The sequence below is a fragment of the Zooshikella harenae genome (genome assembly GCF_018837975.1).
Taxonomy (GTDB): Bacteria; Pseudomonadota; Gammaproteobacteria; order Pseudomonadales; family Zooshikellaceae; genus Zooshikella; species Zooshikella harenae.
Map to the genome: position 1 here is coordinate 1 of NZ_JAGSOY010000097.1, position 13969 is coordinate 13969.

Consider the following 13969-nt stretch of genomic DNA (forward strand, 5'->3'; position numbering starts at 1 on the left):
ATGGCCAAAGTCGAGATCAGTTAACTTGGGTATTTCTGCAGCAGGAACGTAACGAACACCATCGATAAAAACTTCAGCCATAACTTGAAGTCCTATGCTGCTTTAGGTTGGTATAGCTGTGAAAGCCCTGTTTTTACTGCTTCAATAATGCTAAATAAGTACTCATACTCGGGGTTTGGCTCTTTGGGAAGAGAGTCATACCAATCCAGGCCGTATATTTCTTCAAAAAGCTCATAGTGGGCATAAACATCTTCACTGCATATGTCTTCTAAATCATTGAATAATTTGCAAGCTTGGTCTTTATCTAATAATCCGTCTTTTCTATTTTTTATAATTAAAGATCGAGCATCTTCAATTAATACACTTTCAGGAGCTATGATTTTTTTCGGTACCCTTGAAAGCTTTCTGAGTATGTAGTCTGTTTGTGTTGATATAACAAACTCAGAAACTGTGCAATCACCCATAGACCCCCAATATTTACTCCAAGCTTCATCAAAACACTCAATCGTGATTCGGCCTTGCCCTGGTTTAAAGTCTTCGATAAATACATTGATAGTATCTATGTTTTCGATTTTTGAGAGTGTTATTTTGGTTATTTTAGACTCATGAATAAGCATTTTTTATTTTCCTCCATGATTTTAATTTTGAAGCTCAAGCACCAACTGCCGTGATTTAAATGTTTTCTTTTTATTCACCCCCTCGAATATTTCTAATAATCCAAACTTATAGGCACAATTAAGCGCTTCGTTAATGATGTGTATTTGCTTTCCCGTGGCTTTAGCTAATTCTTCGCAGGTGTATGTTTTATCGGGGTCCATTATTTGAATTAGGATTGATATCACCGCGATTTCTCCGCTTTTCACGCTCCTGGTTCAGGCGCTGGCGCATATCCTCTCGAAATTCTGCAGGCTGCTTTTTGAGCCACTCGCGTATCCCTTCTGCTGGCATATTGTCGAGCATCCAGCGTGCATGGCAGTCGCGTTTGTATTCTTCTACTGAGTCAATGTCTGACATGGTTGATCTAAAGACAGCTGGGCGTAATTGCTAATCGTTTCTTTAGCAGCTTTAGTGCCACGACATACGACAGATAAATACCCGTTCTCTGCTAGCCGGTTTAACCACTTAAGCTGTAAGCCACTCACCGGCGCATCATTCGGAGGTGTCGCTTTAAACTCAATAGCCAGTCCGTGATACCCGCCTCGGGGCTGTAGAATCAAAATATCCGGCACCCCCGCCTTAACGCCTTCACCTTTCAGCTTCTTAGCTACCGCGACATGACGGTGACCACCATTCGGTACATGAAAAGCACAGTCATAAAGCCCTCTGTGACACGCAAACATCCATGCAAATAAATGCTTTTGCTCTATCCCTTCGTGATCTTTTCGTTTTGCCACATACGCAGGGGTTAAATGATTTACGTATTTCTTTGGTCTCATGCTTGTCTGGCTCCATTAGGCTAAGCGGGATCTCATCGCAGCTAATGCTGACTTAGCTGACGTCAGTTGTTGTAAACCTTGGGCTTTGATCTGTGCTTGAAGCTTGGCTTCGTGGTACTGCTCGTTGATATCCAGTAGTGATTTACTTCTAGCGTCTTCTAACGCAGGTCTGACGTCAGGTATTTGCTCACCACGCGCGATACGGTTACACAGTTGCTTGTATAGGCTCTCAAAGGTCTTTCTCAGCGCTTTTACTTCATCACCCTGAGCACTACGTATACGAAAGAAATCCGTTGCTCTAGCGGCTGTGTAGACGGTCTGGTGACTCCAGTTGTGTGTCATTTGCTCGTGACAGTGTTGAGTGACTTCGCGCCATGCTGCATCTGCCGTGGGTAAACCATGCTTGTCTCGATCAGCTTCCGCACAGTACATAAGAAAATCAGCGAGCGATGGAATAAATCGACTCTCCGACGACGTACGTTGTATACCAAGCTCTACCTGTTCAGGTGTTAACTGCTGAAAGCGTTCATTGTTGAGCCAGCTTCGCTTTGCCGTCTTCAGCTTGATATCAAGGTTTACTCCTTTGTTTGCAGTCGTTGGGACATCCAAAGGCCACGCTTTTTTGTATTGCAGCGGCCACCTTGCCTCAAACATCCCGAATATTTGATTGACCAAAATACGTTGCTCACTGACCGGTAATTGCGAGATGGTTTTTGCCTGGTTTTGATTGTCTTGATAGCCATCTCTCGCCGTATTTTCACCAGTCTGTGTCCGTGAGCCTTTCGATGAATGCAGCGTTTTCTGTATGAGCTGTTGAGTTGATTGCATGATTCACCTCCATGGTTTGGGCTTCTTGATTAATTATCTTTATTCGGGCTGCCGCCTTCTCGTTGAGCGCGTTTTCTACTTGATCTGTGCGGTGTTGACGGGATTGATATCGAGGCCATTGATCAATCAGGTGTTGTATAAATCTGGCTGTCCAACAGGGGTGTTTAACTTCTGGTCGAGCAGACCAATACAATACGAATTCATCAACGCATAGGGTTGCAAATACGGGATCAATACCAGCCCTTACCGAGCTTGCTTGCACTCTCTCCCAATCCGGTTCCCAGTCGTCAGTCATGGATTTACCAGGTTTGTTTTTTACTGGCGGCTCAGGGTTTTGATCCTGATTTTTTCCCCGTTGAAAAATGGGGTGTTCTCTCGGATCTCGTTCCGGTTTTTTTTGTTTAACCTTTGGCGAACGATTTTCAGCCTCGCGCGCACTAGCAGTAGTAGTAGTTTCTATTGGTGGTTCTGGCCCTGTCACCGGTGATAGGGTCCCCCTATCAAATTGAAGGGGGCTTGATTTAGCCCCTCTCAAATTGGCAGGGGCTTCACTACTGGACTTTGCAGGTAAACCGTCGCTTTTTTGATCACTCCCCGACTCTGGATCAGATTTTGGTGAATCGTCAGGGTTAACTGGCTCTTTACCGATAAATAATTGATATTGATTTGATGAGCATGAGCCATTAGAACGCTCACGATTTGTCGATATTAACAACTGCATTTTTTCGAGTAGCTGTATGTGACGCCTAGCTGTAGTTGTACTGCAACTGGTTTTTTTCGCTATCGTACTCATTGAAGGCCAGCACACCCCCTCATCATTGGCTTGATCTGCAAGCGCTAAAAGCACAAGTTTTGTTGCTGGTTGTAGTCCTAGCTCAAATGCCCAGTTGATCGCTTTAACTGACACCTTTGCTTTCCTCCGGCTCTTTTAATTGGCACAAAAAGACCTTATCTGCGCAAAAATCCGAAATTACGCAGGTATTTAATTCGATTTATTTAATTAAGGTTTAGGCTGGGCGGACGGCTTATGATGTGTTCTGCATAGTGACATCCTCGTCTGTTATTATTTTTCCTCGGGTTCAGCTCCCACTGGGGAGCTACTGCAAATAACTCTGGCGGAGTAACATGGATTTATACCTTACATCGATTCACCCCCACTTCATTTCATTTCTGAAACCAAACTGTGATGTAATAACAAGTTTTCGAGAACGACTGTTACAAACAAGTGTAAATTAAAGTATAGATGGTCAATTTAATTGTGTGGCCTCAATAAACGTTTGTCAAATTATTTTACGGCGAAAGTATGTCTAACAATTTATGGGAACTAATTAAGACGGCGAGAGTTGAAGCTGGGCTGACACAAAAACAACTTGCGGAGTTAACAGGTGTTACTAAGGTGACTGTATCGCGATGGGAGACAAAAAACCCAGAAGAGCGCATGACTCCCCAAATGTTCACCTTAAAGCAAATAGCAGATGCTACAAGTGTTCCTCTAGGGGATTTTATGGGCTGTATTTTACAGCAAAAGATTAAACAGGAGCTTGGGGAAGAACCAGAAGAGGAGGAATCAAATGATACCAACCTATGGGAAAAGATACGTGTAGCAAGAACCAATGCTAATATGACCCAGCAAGATTTGGCAAAAGCTTGTGGGGTTTCTAGGGCTACAGTTAATGCTTGGGAAAGCCCAAAAAAGCAACACAAAAACAGCCGGCGACGATCATTAAAACGAATTGCAGAAGTTACTAATACGCCAATTACATGGTTTATGGAATCTGAAAACAGTAAGGAAAAACCGATTTGGGAAGTAATCAAAGAATCTAGGTTGTTGGCTGGTTTAACTCAAGAGGATTTAGGAAGTCTTGTCGGTGTCAATGGTTCTACTGTCTGTAAATGGGAGTCTCAAAAGGCTGAAACACGTGTATTACCTGACATGCAAGTTATAACAAAAATTTCAAAAGCTACAAATAAGCCCTTATCTAACTTCATGGATGCTTTATCAATCAGCCAAACCGAAGAGCCTGTAGGTAATATAAGTCAAAAAATTAAAATTGCTCGTTCGCAAGCCAAGATGACGCAGCAAGAGCTTGCCGACGCTTTAGGGGTCCCACCTATAACAGTTAACTTTTGGGAAAAACCTGATAGTGAGGAACCTCTTCAAGAAAGGAAAACATTAAGAAGAATTGCAGAGGTGACTGGGGTTTCACTTGAATGGCTGGAGTCAGACAGCTATATACCAAAAAGCATTGTCGAACAATACGACAAACCTAACATAGAAGAAGATATTGAAAAGCTTCAAGCAACTAGACAAAAGGAGGCTAAGAAGATTGTGATGGGAATGTATACTTACATATCTGATCATGGCATTAGCCAAGAGTTCTTCGAAATGCTTAGAATTCTCGACTCAACTATTAAGCGATATCACAAGTAAAGCTATATTCTTAGTTAACCAAATATTTATTGACAAGTTAAACTATGTCGAATAATCTTTCCTTTAGGATACAAAAGGATATTCGGCATGGAAGATATCATCGAAGATCCAGCTCACCGCTGGAAAGCCCACCTAAAGAACAACTTTTTAAGTCCACGACAAACACAGTTTGCTTTCTGGTCACTACTGGGAATGACTGACAAAGAGATGGCTAAAGAGTTAGCTATTTCTCACGACACTATACGTCAGAAAGTAAAACAGGCACTGCATAAATACCACCTTAAAAACCGTACACAACTTGTTGCCGAATTAATAAGACATAAAGTCATTGAGCCAGTCATGGCTGTTGTACTCGCTGTTTCAATTGCAATCAACTCAGTTGTTGATATGAGGATTGGTATTAAGCGAGAAGGCGACCCCAACCGAGAGCCAACGCGCACACTACGCAGACCAACAACCGCAAGACGTATAGAACAAACCTTAGTTATATTTATTATTGCATAAGCGAGGGATCAGCTATGGAAAGGTTAACTATTTATTATTTAAATGAGCCTGTAAAACCTTTAATTGAGCAGTTAAAGATAGGGTTAAAAAGATCTAACAAACGCGCCATTATTGGTGAATATACAGATACTGTCTTTTCTAGCAGATCGCCTTTTGTTAATGATTTAACCCCCTATGGAGAATCAGACAATTTTTTCGGAATAAGGCTACAAGCTCTACAAAGCCTGCCATCTGGTGTAGTTCTGTACCGTGGGGATGTAGAAGTTACTTTCGATAAAAATCATGAATTAATGGTTATCAGTATCGAAAATCGCTTTTTAGATGAAGCAAAAGTGCTTGAATATTTACGATTTTATATTGATTTTGAAATCGACCATTACAAAATATTTGATTCAAATTTTGATTTTGCGCTTTATTTTCATAGCTGCAACGCAAAAAAGCATAAAGCCGCCTAAAATCAAATAGTTACATAATATACCCATATAAAAAACTACTCATCGCGTTAGCGACCTAGGTTCTCTTTGTCTAAAAAAAAAGGGATGTCCCATGTTGGAACTCATCGTTGGAGTCAACAAAAGTGTAGTTATTGGCCATGATGTCGTAATCACTTATATTGGCTGTAAAGTGATTAATATGCGTAAATCATTCACCTTCCATGCTTCAAAAAATGATAATTTTTATGATTTATTTAGCATTAAATATGGGGAGCATCGAGAATTATTCGGCGTTACTATGTTTGTAGTCAGAAAAACTCGACCCGATATTGTGTGCTGGCAAAAAGCTACAGGCCATATATTTACTGGCTTTGAGGCTCCTCGCCGTATTGAGATAAATCGAGAAGAATTATACATAAAAAAATATGGAAATAAGGTGGCTTAATCGTGAAAACAATAACAAGTAAACAGGAAAGACTTGGTGTTACAGCAGAGCGCGGGGTAAAGCAAACATGAATGGCTACCTAGAGCTATGGGTAAGAAAAAATGATGTTGAGGGGTTAAGCGAACAATACTTTGGTGAAGCTGTAAGGGTAAAAATTGAGCTTGAAGAAGTGAAAAATGCATTTCTACCACAGTTGATTGCTGACGCAAGAGAATATTATGAGTTTGTCACTCATGAAGACCTTAAATTCCATCGGCAAAGTAAAGCCGGTCTACTTACATACGATCAAGTGATTCATTATCTGATTCTGGGCAGCTTGGATGAAGCTAGAAGAGATATGAATAATAAGAAATATAAATCAAAGCAAAAAATACAGAAAAAAACACACCTCAAGCTTGTTAAGTAACGCCTTTTATTTATCTCAAGGAACGACCATGAAAGAACTACAAGAAATTGTAAACGAACAAATTAACTCAATGATTACAACAGGTGCTATCGAGGAAATGATTGCCGAGCGACTAAATAGCTGTATTAAAGAGTGCGTAAAAAACTCTATGGAATCATACAGCGAGTTTGGAAGAGATATAAAAGATAAGATTAATGTATCGTTATGTAACGCGCTTGCACATGTTAGCCTACCAGAGTACAACAAGTTTGTCTCAGATGTTGTTATTGAGTCGTATGGACAGGTACTTGAAACAGAAGCTAAAAAACATCTAAAAGCACTACTAGTTAAGTCCTTAGGATCAGTGCCTGAGTCTATAAAGGCAAGTGATTTATCGGTTTGCGCGTAAAACCCCGTCCTTCAGGGCGGGGAGGATGTCAAAGTCGTGATTCTACTTCAGCATTTACACGCAAAATCATATTAAGACAGGCTGTTTTTAATGCCAGCTCTTCTTGTAACGCCTTTAATTCTAGCCTTTCACTAGTTACATCTTCACCACGGGCAGCAAGACGATTAATTGTTTTTTCCAGACTACTGAACTGCTTTTTCTTCTGGATTGCATGGTGTTCAAAGCTTCCGAATTGCTTCATACGTCCACCTAACTGGCAATTAGAACGAGAGTTTTAAACCATTATTTTATAACAATAACTTATTGATTTCTATCATAAAATTGTACTTATTTGCCGTTCCCAAATATGGGAATCGCCATGTTAATCAAGCGCCTATATTCCCCTATTTTCGTCAATTTTAGTCTGATGTAGTCAATCCAATTCCCATATATGGGAATCCTGCTTAAAAAATGAGCGACTGATCACATCTTGTATTAGAGTAAAACTGAGTAGTTTTTAAGCAACTACTAATTGTTTAGAATGTTGTAATGGAAGTAATAAAGCAGATATTTGATAGTATTAATGTCGCTCTGAAGGATCAGGACATCACTCTAGTTGAACTGTCCCGCATCTCAAGAATACCTAAGACAACGCTATACAGACACTTTGAGCAACAAGAAAAGCTTACGCTCGGAGAGCTGGAAGTTATTTGTAAAACTTTAAATGTTCAACCACCAAACTTGGCCGTTACTCAAGATGAAGTAAGGCTTCTGGCTGCTTATAGAGCGCATAATAAAGAAGCCCAGAAAAATGTATTGGGCTTGCTCGAAAACTCTCAGCCTTGTTGATGTGTACTTGAGTTACGTATATACTTGAATCACGTATAGTTAAGTTATTGAAATAGAGGCCCAAATTGAAGGCTGTATTTAAGGAACTATCAATATTCGAGAGGAAGAGATCTAATTACTTAAGTGATGATGAGTTTAGGGAGTTTCAAACGCTGTTAATGGACAATCCTTGCGCGGGTGCTGTAATAAAAGATACAGGAGGGTTAAGGAAAATCCGCTTTGGTGACAAGCGACGCGGTAAAGGTAAACGGGGTGGAATTCGAGTCATTTATTACTGGTATGATGAAGGATTGCAGTTTTGGCTTTTTACCTTATATGACAAAGATGAAAGCGATGATTTAACGGCCAAACAACGATCTGTATTGAAAGAATTGCTAGAGCATGAGGTTAAGGCGAGAGGTAATTAAAATGACTTTGTTTGATGATTTAGTGCAAGGTTTTAACGACTTAAAAGATGAGCGTGAAGGGAAAATCACTCTTAAAACTCATCAGGTGCATGCTTCCGAGCTTAAACCCTTAAATGCAAACGAACTCAAAGAAATTCGTTCAAAGCTTAACTTATCTCAAAGTGTTTTTGCTCGGTGCCTACATATACCTGTAAGAACTTATCAAGGCTGGGAGCAAGGTGAACACACACCAAACAAACAGGCAACAGTACTTATTCGACTTGTAGACAAGCACCCTGAAGCTGTCGAAATGATTAGTAGCTTGTAACATGCTCCCTTTATAAGGTGACATACTCCCACCACTAAACGACTGTCGTCGCTCTAGTGGGGGCTTCTTGTGACCCAGATGGTACTGATACCACCTCTTTCGCTGTCGCACCTACGCTGATAGGTATTGCTACAGGGGAACTCTTTACACAAGTGCTATGTCCTAGCGCATCAGCTAAAGCAAACTGTTTTATCATGATGGCGGCGTTGTGGTCTCTGTCGTGTACAGCGCCACATTCACACTGCCATTCACGTACTTTCAAAGGCATTTTTTCTTGCTTCAGGCCACAACTGCTGCATGTCTTAGAGCTAGGCGCAAAGCGGTCTATAGTCAGTAGGTTTTTACCGTTCCACTCGCATTTGTAGCGTAAGGTTGTGATGAACATACCCCAACCACAGTCGCTTATTGCTCGGGATAATTTACGGTTTTTGACCATGCCTTTGATATTGAGGTTTTCTACAGCAAAGCGAGGCAAGGAGTGATGAGCTATCCAACTGGCCGCCATGTTATTTTTTATCAAGTTAATAGCTCTGACCTTGAGATATTGCGCATTACCCATCAAAGCAGCGATATCATTAAATATATTTAGCTAGCCTTTTATCTTGAAGTAGTTAATGTTCCACAAAATGTTCCACGCGGAACATAATTAGTTAACTTACTGCTAACCTGGCTATGAAGTGCAAAAGTACAAGCAGAAACAAAATCCCACGTGTTATATTCTTTTCTAATTTGACTGAAATTGAGCCAGCCACCCAAAACAGAAAAACTGATAGAGCGTAGAAAATGTAGGAAAACAGCTTTACTACAAAAATAGTATCTGGATCACCTGGTGTTGTCGTATTTGGATCAATCAACGCATATTTGTTGGTTGGAAGAATGGAAACCAAAAAACAGAAACCATTAAGGATAAAGACACTATAAAACAATATACGTTTAAAAATTCGTTCCATAATTCAATAGAAAATAAAGCTAAAAAACATTACCATGTAAGCCTCAGCAGAGCGCACAAAATCAAGCTTATAGCTAATATTATTCGCACTATTTTCCTCTCTAATTGAATCGTAATAGATTGGCTAAAAAAATAGAGAAAAGCCGAAAGTATAAAAAATAACACCAGGACTACATTAGCCCCAAAAACATCATCAGGATCTGCTGGAGTCTTGGTATTAGGGTCCATATAGTTGTATTCATTGGGGTCAATGCTACTTAAAGGGAGTAATAAAAGGCAATTAACCACCAGCATTATATATAATAAAATCCTTTTAACAATTTCAATGACTATATTCATTACTTAATTAACTCACGCATAGCATCAATTTTTTTTAATAAATCGTGACCATAAAATGAAATATTTTTTTGCGTGATGATGTTTAAGTCTTTATCTGCTCCCAGTAGTTTATGTGGGTAGCCCATATTGTATAAGTAACCTGAAAGCATTATTTTGTAATCATCAAAGCTGTCTTTTGTGTAACCAGGATATATTTGAATAAGCATATCTGCTAAGTACTTAGTCACAACAGCAATATTCACCTGTTCATTTTTTAACAAATTGATGACTTGTACTCGTTCACAGTATTCTAGCTTTCTAGTAATACCCACAGTTTCAGGGACTCTGCGTATTTGGATTTCTACATCGCCAAATGAAGTTTTATCTGATGACTTGGTGATTTCAAAAGCATCAACCGCTGAACGCACTTCATGGGCAGCAATATTGAGCAAACCAGAATCCCCTCCCACTTCAGTCCATGCTATCCCTGCAATGATTTCAGGTTTTATATTATAGCGTCGGGCTGATAATATAATCCCTGTTTTATTCTCTCTAACCCATGTATTTTTGAACTGTGCTAGATGAGATTGTGAAGGATCGCCACCTAATCCTACCTTGCGAGCCACTTTGACAAATGCATATCCAAGATAGTCAAAAGTATCCCAGTCATGGTCTGGCTGTTTTGACTCGTTCATTAACTCCTGATACTCATCGTATGTGCAAATGTTAGTACCATATAAAGCATCAAGATTTACATCTTTGCAAAAAGTAACCCTTAGCTTACCGATTGCTGAATAAGTTTCAGTATCAAGCTCAACTTCATATGTTTCATTTTTTTGCGCATATATTGTTTCTGTATCAGTTATTGGATCAGTATGATATGGGCTAAGTAGTTTACTGACCTCAAGTTCTGTAGAACCTTCTTTAACTTTAATTGAAGCCAACCCCTCAGAGTTAGTAATTACACCGTTAACATATGCAGCGGGAATGGGGCAACCATTAAAGTCGATGACACGTACATGAATTAAAGCTTCTGCTGTATCCTGTTCATTTAATGTTTTGGGTTCACTAGTGGTATTAGTAAAGGACTTGGTTTGACTATATTTTGCTCTTGATTTCAGGCCCGAACCAGTATCAAACCCAGTAGTAACTTTGGTGCTACAAGGACCCACAATTGCACACCCATTACTCACTTGACTGCCCACGATAGCCGCGGGTTTGCCATCAACCATAATGGTCGGATTACCCGTGGTAATTACACTACCATCACTGAGCTTGTCACCCACACGGGCGACAGGTAAACCCTGATCTTTCATGTTAGGGCTACCTTCAACGATAGTATTGCCTTTACTGTCTTTATCACCCACTCGCGCTAACCGAAACACTTGTTGTACTCCAAATGATGGCTATTCAGTCAGTGTAGTCAGAATACGCCACCTGTTGTGGTAACTCATCATGCGAAAATCGTTTCATTTTGTATCAGTTGCGTGCTTTTGAGGTATGGCGGGGTTGGGCGTCATTTTTCACTACATTAGAATTTACTCACTTAGTAATACGTATTACCATTTTTGATAGTATATTATCGCTTTACCCGAAAAATAGCCGATAACTATGATTACCGGCTATTTTTTCAGGGGGGTTGAGTATTCTGCGGTGGGGGAGGCGCACTCAGGGCACAAGCACATATATCAGTTATTACTGATATATGGCGGGAAACTCAAACTACAGCTAGAAGCCCTGCTGGATTTTGATGAAGAAGGTCAGAAGGCGGCTAGAACCGTACTGGAAGGTTTAATTCTAAGACATAATGATAAAAAAGTTGTGAGTGTAACCACCTCATAAAAAGCCTATAATTATAGGCTTTTTTATTATAATAAATAATATTTTTATTTTTTATAAGATGCTTTTATTTTTTCATAAAGCTTCTTCATTCTAGCTTTATCTTCTGGATCAGCTTCCCAGCAATAGTCAACATATAAGTAGTTATTAAGACCTGTTCCAAGGTTTTCATATAGGGGGCTTGTTTTATATTGGTCATATATTAGTTCAAAGTAGTCTGCAACTTCTCTTGATCTAAAAGATCCAATCCAGTCCATAACCCTAAACGCAAAGTAGTCAGATTTTATTTGATCAGTATAATGGTGAATGTGCTTAAATATGCTTGAAGTAATATTAAACCCTTCAGAAAAAGCTACTTTGTCAAAACAGCTCCAAAAGTCATAGACTAATTCTACATTTTGATTAGCAACACATTTTTGTATAAAAAGCTCACAAAATTTATCGGACTGTAAATATGTTTCTAACTTTAATTTTCGTAGAATAATACCGCTCATTTCTAGTTGATCTTGAAGAGCTGCTTGCCACAACTCTTCAACTACCTTATTGATAATCACTTTATTTTTCCACTTAAAGTCGATTTCGTCTTGTACCAAGGTGGTCTTTTCCAATGCGGTCTAGTTGGAGGAATAACATTTAGCCATGTATATACTTCAGGAGGTATATAGCATCCATATTTATTAGCCTTCTTAATTAGTTTACGCAGTCTATTTTGCTGTTTAATAATCTGCCCATTATGTCTATCCCAACTATCTGGATCTTTTTTATATAAATCACCAGTGAGTGTAATACCTTTGAGCAATTCCTTCTGTATTTGAGCCTGAGGAGGATCTTGCTTGATAAATTTCTCTCCACATATCATCTAAAATACCAGCACAGATTTCTCGATGATCCACTGAGCACGCTAAAACTCGACCACCTTTCTTTTTCTCACGAACTTGCCCACCACTAGTCTCTCCTGCATTATCAGGAAATATATTTGAGCCTCCACTGTAAGGATTATAAAAAGGCTTGTTGTGTTGGACAACTGGTGTTTCAAAAGCAAAGGAAGGTTCAGCAGACTCATTTGGATAAAATGTAGGAGTAACTGTTGGGTATGTGGGGGAAGTTGGAGCGAAGCCAGTTGGGGCTGGTACAGTAATCGTAGGCGCATAAAGAGCAACACTACCGCGTAAACCTTTTGGATCTACTTGATTGCTAGGGTTGCCACTTACATATGCATAAGTATTTAACCCACCATTTAACCCAATAGGATCACTTTCGATGTACCGACCAGTACTAGGATCGTAATCGCGGAAGTAGTTGTAAACTAGGACGGCTTTGTGCGTCCGAGCCTAGCATCAGAGCACTTCGATGCAATTTTCTGTTAAAGAGCGGCCACCTCGATGCACTTTGACGGCTTCGAGGGGTGTTGCTGTTAAGTGTATCAGCGGAGCATGCCTTGTTGCCGGTCAAATTGAGAAAGAGGGGGGGGGGGAGATTAAATCTTAACTTCAGCAAGTAAGGCCCAGCGTTTGGCTGGGCGAGTGCGTTACGGCTTAGAAAAATAAATCTGGAACTATTTTGTTCATTAAAATCAACGGTTCGCTCCCGTAGTTCAGCTCGATTTTTATGTTTTCTGTGCGTTAAGTAGGGGTAGGTTTACCCTAACATGTATTCAAGATGCTTTATTTCACTTTATGTGGTTTCATCGTATAAATATTGTGTGTACCTATTATTATAAAACGTTTCCAACTCAAAGTCTGATTCAAAAAGCTCTGACCATAACTCATAACCATCTAAAAGTTTTTCACCATCCTGTTTATAGATGTATTGCTCTGGATGAGCTACAAAACCATTTTCTTTCGAATAGACTTCTGACTCAGTCTCAGCTTTTGCATGTGCGGAAGTAAAATCATCCGCCTCAATACATACGATGCGCTCTTCGAAGATATTTTTTCCATTATCCTTTACGCCGAAAAAATAAACAGATCGTGCTGCATACCACATTATTCCATCCTAATTTTATTTTCAAACCTTTAAGCTGAATAATTCAGTTAAATTTTATTGCGTGCATATTGCACTAACTGTGGCAACAGGTATACACACTTCAGGGAAAAGTAAACACCCAACAACACCAACACCCACTCCTAGACCAATCATTTTCTCTGGGCTTAATCCACTTCTTTCTGATGGTTTGGTGATTTTATCTTTTGATTTTCTGCTGCCCCTTTTGCCTGTTGCTTTTTCATGCCTTTTCAGTTTTAATTTATTCCTTGTTTTTTTATCTAAAGTTGGATCAGCTAACTGCTTCTCAATATCAGCAACCTGATCTGGATCTAATTTGTGATTGCCTGGTGCAACCAATCCTTCAGGATCAACATAACGAATAGGATTCCCTTCAACATACGCGTAGGTATTTAACCCACCTGCAAGGCCAATCGGGTCACTTTCGATGTATCGTCCAGTACTA

General features: G+C 39.7%; 23 protein-coding genes and 1 pseudogene. 11 read left to right on the forward strand and 13 right to left on the reverse strand.

The annotated features are described in order from the left end of the window. Positions 1–92: 92 nt before the first annotated feature. The 5 genes from KCG35_RS21755 to KCG35_RS27005 form a co-directional block, all read right to left on the reverse strand. Positions 93–617: a phiTE_072 family protein gene (locus tag KCG35_RS21755; RefSeq protein WP_215821975.1), complete on the reverse strand. Its 525-nt coding sequence runs from the start codon at positions 615–617 to the stop codon at positions 93–95. Positions 618–804: 187 nt separating this feature from the next. Then, complete coding sequence (locus tag KCG35_RS21760) at positions 805–948, reverse strand: hypothetical protein (protein WP_215821976.1); 144 nt, start codon at positions 946–948, stop codon at positions 805–807. A 44-nt stretch (positions 949–992) separates the two neighbouring features. Then, positions 993–1436, reverse strand: coding sequence for a VRR-NUC domain-containing protein (locus tag KCG35_RS21765; RefSeq protein WP_215821977.1), 444 nt, complete (start codon positions 1434–1436; stop codon positions 993–995). 15 nt (positions 1437–1451) lie between these two features. After that, entirely contained in the window at positions 1452–2264 is an 813-nt protein-coding gene (locus tag KCG35_RS21770; RefSeq protein ID WP_215821978.1) for a replication protein P, read from the reverse strand. Continuing rightward, entirely contained in the window at positions 2194–3171 is a 978-nt protein-coding gene (locus KCG35_RS27005) for a DnaT-like ssDNA-binding domain-containing protein (protein ID WP_215821979.1), read from the reverse strand. The genes KCG35_RS21770 and KCG35_RS27005 overlap by 71 nt, the downstream gene beginning before the upstream one ends. A 396-nt stretch (positions 3172–3567) precedes the next feature. Here KCG35_RS27005 and KCG35_RS21780 point away from each other — a divergent pair, with 396 nt between their 5' ends. The 6 genes from KCG35_RS21780 (at position 3568) to KCG35_RS21805 (ending at position 6872) form a co-directional block, all read left to right on the forward strand. After that, positions 3568–4695 (forward strand): helix-turn-helix domain-containing protein, encoded by a 1128-nt coding sequence (locus KCG35_RS21780; protein WP_215821980.1) that lies wholly within the window; start codon positions 3568–3570, stop codon positions 4693–4695. A gap of 87 nt (positions 4696–4782) precedes the next feature. Then, positions 4783–5199: a response regulator transcription factor gene (locus KCG35_RS21785; protein ID WP_215821981.1), complete on the forward strand. Its 417-nt coding sequence runs from the start codon at positions 4783–4785 to the stop codon at positions 5197–5199. A 14-nt stretch (positions 5200–5213) separates the two neighbouring features. Next, positions 5214–5654: a hypothetical protein gene (locus tag KCG35_RS21790; RefSeq protein ID WP_215821982.1), complete on the forward strand. Its 441-nt coding sequence runs from the start codon at positions 5214–5216 to the stop codon at positions 5652–5654. Positions 5655–5745: 91 nt separating this feature from the next. Then, positions 5746–6078, forward strand: coding sequence for a hypothetical protein (locus KCG35_RS21795; protein ID WP_215821983.1), 333 nt, complete (start codon positions 5746–5748; stop codon positions 6076–6078). A 67-nt stretch (positions 6079–6145) separates the two neighbouring features. Then, positions 6146–6484: a hypothetical protein gene (locus KCG35_RS21800; RefSeq protein WP_215821984.1), complete on the forward strand. Its 339-nt coding sequence runs from the start codon at positions 6146–6148 to the stop codon at positions 6482–6484. Between the two features lie 28 nt (positions 6485–6512). Then, positions 6513–6872, forward strand: coding sequence for a hypothetical protein (locus KCG35_RS21805; protein ID WP_215821985.1), 360 nt, complete (start codon positions 6513–6515; stop codon positions 6870–6872). A gap of 28 nt (positions 6873–6900) precedes the next feature. On the opposite strand, the gene KCG35_RS21810 is transcribed toward KCG35_RS21805, so the two are convergent. Next, positions 6901–7113 (reverse strand): hypothetical protein, encoded by a 213-nt coding sequence (locus KCG35_RS21810; RefSeq protein ID WP_215821986.1) that lies wholly within the window; start codon positions 7111–7113, stop codon positions 6901–6903. A gap of 287 nt (positions 7114–7400) precedes the next feature. Here KCG35_RS21810 and KCG35_RS21815 point away from each other — a divergent pair, with 287 nt between their 5' ends. From KCG35_RS21815 to KCG35_RS21825, 3 genes are all read left to right on the forward strand, one after another. Further along, the gene (locus tag KCG35_RS21815) at positions 7401–7700 is read left to right on the forward strand and encodes a helix-turn-helix domain-containing protein (RefSeq protein WP_215821987.1); all 300 of its coding nucleotides are present in this window, start codon (positions 7401–7403) and stop codon (positions 7698–7700) included. A 65-nt stretch (positions 7701–7765) separates the two neighbouring features. Then, a complete protein-coding gene (locus tag KCG35_RS21820) occupies positions 7766–8107 on the forward strand; it encodes a toxin (protein ID WP_215821988.1) in 342 nt (113 codons plus the stop codon). 1 nt (position 8108) lies between these two features. After that, positions 8109–8414 (forward strand): helix-turn-helix domain-containing protein, encoded by a 306-nt coding sequence (locus KCG35_RS21825; protein ID WP_215821989.1) that lies wholly within the window; start codon positions 8109–8111, stop codon positions 8412–8414. A 34-nt stretch (positions 8415–8448) separates the two neighbouring features. Here the strand turns inward: KCG35_RS21825 and KCG35_RS21830 are convergent, their stop codons facing one another. After that, positions 8449–8934, reverse strand: coding sequence for an RNA-guided endonuclease InsQ/TnpB family protein (locus KCG35_RS21830; RefSeq protein WP_230409314.1), 486 nt, complete (start codon positions 8932–8934; stop codon positions 8449–8451). Here KCG35_RS21830 and KCG35_RS27135 point away from each other — a divergent pair. Then, positions 8896–9003, forward strand: coding sequence for a type II toxin-antitoxin system RelE/ParE family toxin (locus KCG35_RS27135; protein WP_215821991.1), 108 nt, complete (start codon positions 8896–8898; stop codon positions 9001–9003). The genes KCG35_RS21830 and KCG35_RS27135 overlap by 39 nt on opposite strands. A 698-nt stretch (positions 9004–9701) precedes the next feature. On the opposite strand, the gene KCG35_RS21840 is transcribed toward KCG35_RS27135, so the two are convergent. Next, entirely contained in the window at positions 9702–11066 is a 1365-nt protein-coding gene (locus KCG35_RS21840; protein WP_215821992.1) for a PAAR domain-containing protein, read from the reverse strand. Between the two features lie 226 nt (positions 11067–11292). On the opposite strand from KCG35_RS21840, the gene KCG35_RS21845 reads away from it, so the two are divergent. Then, on the forward strand, positions 11293–11523 hold the full coding sequence (locus KCG35_RS21845; protein ID WP_215821993.1) for a hypothetical protein: 231 nt from the start codon (positions 11293–11295) through the stop codon (positions 11521–11523). 44 nt (positions 11524–11567) lie between these two features. Here KCG35_RS21845 and KCG35_RS21850 read toward each other — a convergent pair whose 3' ends face one another. The 5 genes and pseudogenes from KCG35_RS21850 to KCG35_RS21870 all read right to left on the reverse strand — a co-directional run. Beyond that, a complete protein-coding gene (locus KCG35_RS21850; RefSeq protein WP_215821994.1) occupies positions 11568–12074 on the reverse strand; it encodes a hypothetical protein in 507 nt (168 codons plus the stop codon). After that, entirely contained in the window at positions 12071–12379 is a 309-nt protein-coding gene (locus KCG35_RS21855; protein WP_215821995.1) for a hypothetical protein, read from the reverse strand. Before KCG35_RS21855 ends, KCG35_RS21850 begins: the two co-directional genes overlap by 4 nt. Beyond that, positions 12291–12824 (reverse strand): annotated as a pseudogene (locus KCG35_RS21860) (RHS repeat-associated core domain-containing protein); the annotation flags it as partial. The pseudogene KCG35_RS21860 and the gene KCG35_RS21855, both read right to left, overlap by 89 nt. Positions 12825–13194: 370 nt before the next feature. Next, positions 13195–13506, reverse strand: coding sequence for a DUF4288 domain-containing protein (locus KCG35_RS21865; protein WP_215821996.1), 312 nt, complete (start codon positions 13504–13506; stop codon positions 13195–13197). Positions 13507–13560: 54 nt separating this feature from the next. After that, positions 13561–13969: RHS repeat-associated core domain-containing protein (locus tag KCG35_RS21870; protein WP_215821997.1), on the reverse strand; the 409-nt coding region annotated here is incomplete at its 5' end.